General features: G+C 52.9%; 4 protein-coding genes. All 4 read left to right on the top strand.

Annotated features, from left to right (window positions below; translation table 11 throughout):
* Window positions 1-99 precede the first annotated feature (99 nt).
* Entirely contained in the window at window positions 100-1,002 is a 903-nt protein-coding gene (gene purU, locus VU18_RS07400) for a formyltetrahydrofolate deformylase (RefSeq protein WP_014195843.1), read from the top strand.
* A gap of 109 nt (window positions 1,003-1,111) precedes the next feature.
* Complete coding sequence (locus VU18_RS07395; RefSeq protein ID WP_011231227.1) at window positions 1,112-1,486, top strand: helix-turn-helix transcriptional regulator; 375 nt, start codon at window positions 1,112-1,114, stop codon at window positions 1,484-1,486.
* Window positions 1,487-1,645: 159 nt separating this feature from the next.
* Window positions 1,646-2,488: an AAA family ATPase gene (locus VU18_RS07390; RefSeq protein WP_369792898.1), complete on the top strand. Its 843-nt coding sequence runs from the start codon at window positions 1,646-1,648 to the stop codon at window positions 2,486-2,488.
* Window positions 2,489-2,498: 10 nt separating this feature from the next.
* Window positions 2,499-2,686: hypothetical protein (locus VU18_RS19670; protein ID WP_047757919.1), on the top strand; the 188-nt coding region annotated here is incomplete at its 3' end.

Raw genomic sequence — 2,686 nt, 5'->3', positions numbered from 1 at the left:
CTTTTGGGACACCCTCTTTTGTTATCTTCCCTGTTGGCAAGTTCATGAATTTTTTGTATGATGAATTGCAAGAAAAGCAAGAAAAGGGAGAGACAACGCATGACGACATTTCGCCAACATCGCTGGCAATCATTTTTGCAAGGTTACGAGCAGCGCGCTCGAATCCTTATCTCCTGCCCAGATCGCCCGGGCATCGTCGCGGCAGTGACGTCGTTTCTGTACGAACAAGGGGCGAATATCGTTGAATCGAGCCAATATTCGACCGATCCTGAGGGAGGGACGTTTTTTCTCCGCTTGGAGTTCGACTGTCCAAACATCGCCGAGCGAAAAGAAGAGATCGAAGCGGCGTTTGCCCCGATCGCTGCTGAATTTGAGATGCGTTGGCAGCTTCGGCTGCACAACGACATTCGGCGAATCGCGATTTTTGTCTCCAAAGCCGAGCATTGTCTGCTTGAACTTCTTTGGCAATGGCAGGCGGGAGAGCTGATCGCCGACATCGCCCTTGTCATCAGCAACCACCCCGACTTGCGCGAGACGGTCGAGTCATTTGGCATCCCTTATGTGCATATTCCGGTGACGAAAGAAACGAAAGCGGACGCCGAAGCCGAACAAATCCGTCTGCTTCGCGACTATCAGATCGACACCATCGTGCTTGCCCGCTACATGCAAATTTTGTCGCCGGCGTTTGTCGCTGAATTCCCGGGACGGATCATCAACATCCACCACTCATTTTTGCCCGCCTTTATTGGCGCGCGTCCGTATGAGCGGGCGTATGAGCGCGGCGTCAAATTGATCGGCGCCACATCGCACTACGTCACCGACGATTTGGATGAAGGGCCGATCATTGAGCAGGACGTCGCCCGCGTGGACCACCGCCACCATCCGGACGACTTAAAGCGGATCGGCCGACTGATCGAAAAAACGGTGCTCGCCCGGGCGCTTCGGTGGCATTTGGAAGACCGGGTCATCATCCACGGAAACAAAACGATCGTGTTTTATTGAACCCAAGCGGGAGAGGATTTTTCCTTTCCCGCATGGTATAATGAAGACAAGCAGGATTTGGCCGCCCAAAGAGCGAAATTTCATCCGTAGGGAAGGAGGGAAAAAGCCTATGGGAGAAAAACGGACGCCCAGCGGTTTTCTGTTAAAACAACGTGCGTTTTTAAAATTGTATTTGATTACGCTCACCGAACAGGAGCGGCTCTACGGGCTGAAGCTGCTTGATGTATTGCGCCAAGAGTTCAAGCCGTTCGGCTACCGGCCGAACCACTCCGAAGTGTATAAGGCGCTGCACGATTTGATCGAAGACGGCATTTTAAAACAAGTGAAACAGAAAAAAGAGGGAATGAAGTACCAAGAAGTCGTTTACTATCGGTTCGCCGAGGGCGGACAGGAAAAGGCGAAGCTGTACAAACGCCAGCTCAAAGCGGAGCTTGATCGGTGCGCGGCGCTCATTCGCAAGGCGATTGAGGACAACTTCGGTTGAGAGCGCCTCGTTTTTTCTTTGTTATATTTACATAATATATTTATGGTCTAGTTCTTTTGTTTTGCGTCCCGCCGGGCGATCTAGTAGAATGAGAGGGGAAGATCGCCACAGAGAGGAAGTCAGAAGATGGGAACATGGCCGTTGACGGTCACGAAAGAAATGGAAAAGCGAAAAGAACTGTTCCGCCGCGATCCGGATCGCGCGTTGATTGGAGCGGGCGGGTACAAGGCGGCAGATGAGGCGATCGTGCACGATGCCGCCATTGCGCTCGCGCTTGGGAAAAACGTGCTCTTAAAAGGCCCGACCGGATCGGGAAAAACGCGGCTTGCTGAAACGTTGTCCGCTTTGTTTGGTCAACCGATGCACAGCATCAACTGTTCCGTGGACTTAGACGCCGAAGCATTGCTCGGTTTTAAGACGATCGTGCACAAAAACAGCCAGGCGGTGATCGAGTACGTGCCCGGACCAGTCATCCAGGCGATGACAAAAGGGCATTTGCTATATATTGACGAAATTAATATGGCGAAACCAGAGACGCTGCCGATTTTAAACAGCGTCCTTGACTACCGGCGGCGGCTCACGAATCCGCTCACCGGCGATCTCGTGCAGGCGAAACCGACATTTGGCGTCATCGCCGCGATCAATGAAGGCTATATTGGCACCGTACCGCTCAATGAGGCGCTCAAAAACCGGTTTGTCGTCATCAATGTGCCGTATGTACAAGGAGAAACATTAAAATCGGTATTGTTGGCGCAAACTACATTAACGGATGAAACGTTGATCGATCGTTTCGTCGCCCTGTCGGCTGATCTGCTTGTGCAGGTGCGAAACGGACAAATCGCCGAGGAAGCGGCTTCGGTGCGCGCTTTGTTGGATGCGTGCGATTTGGCGGCGTACATGCCGCCATTGCGGGCCATTGAACGAAGCATCGTCGATAAGCTCGACGATGAACGGGAACGGGCCGCAGTGCGCAACATCGCTGAAACGTGGTTTGACGAATAGGAGGCTCGGCATGGAGCGGTTTATGATGTTCAATGACCGAACGGTCGACTCGAGTTTGGTCATGCAGCTTTCTGACCTCGCCCAAACGCTCATGCGCCGCCGCGACGTTGCCATCCAGTTCGCCGCCCATTCCGGCGTGCATTGTGTCAAGCCGGTCGTTTACGTCAGCCATTTTTGGGATGGGTATCCACCATTGGA

The organism is Geobacillus sp. ZGt-1 (assembly GCF_001026865.1).
Lineage (GTDB): Bacteria > Bacillota > Bacilli > Bacillales > Anoxybacillaceae > Geobacillus > Geobacillus thermoleovorans.
The sequence above is the reverse complement of the archived record's forward strand: the minus strand, read 5'-3'. Positions and strand labels throughout refer to the sequence as shown.

Excerpts from the sequence above, each read along its gene's own strand:
- VU18_RS07395 (WP_011231227.1), top strand. The coding sequence starts at position 1,112 with ATGGGAGAAAAACGGACGCCCAGCGGTTTTCTGTTAAAACAACGTGCG.
- VU18_RS07390 (WP_369792898.1), top strand. The coding sequence starts at position 1,646 with ATGGAAAAGCGAAAAGAACTGTTCCGCCGCGATCCGGATCGCGCGTTG.
- purU (WP_014195843.1), top strand. The coding sequence starts at position 100 with ATGACGACATTTCGCCAACATCGCTGGCAATCATTTTTGCAAGGTTAC.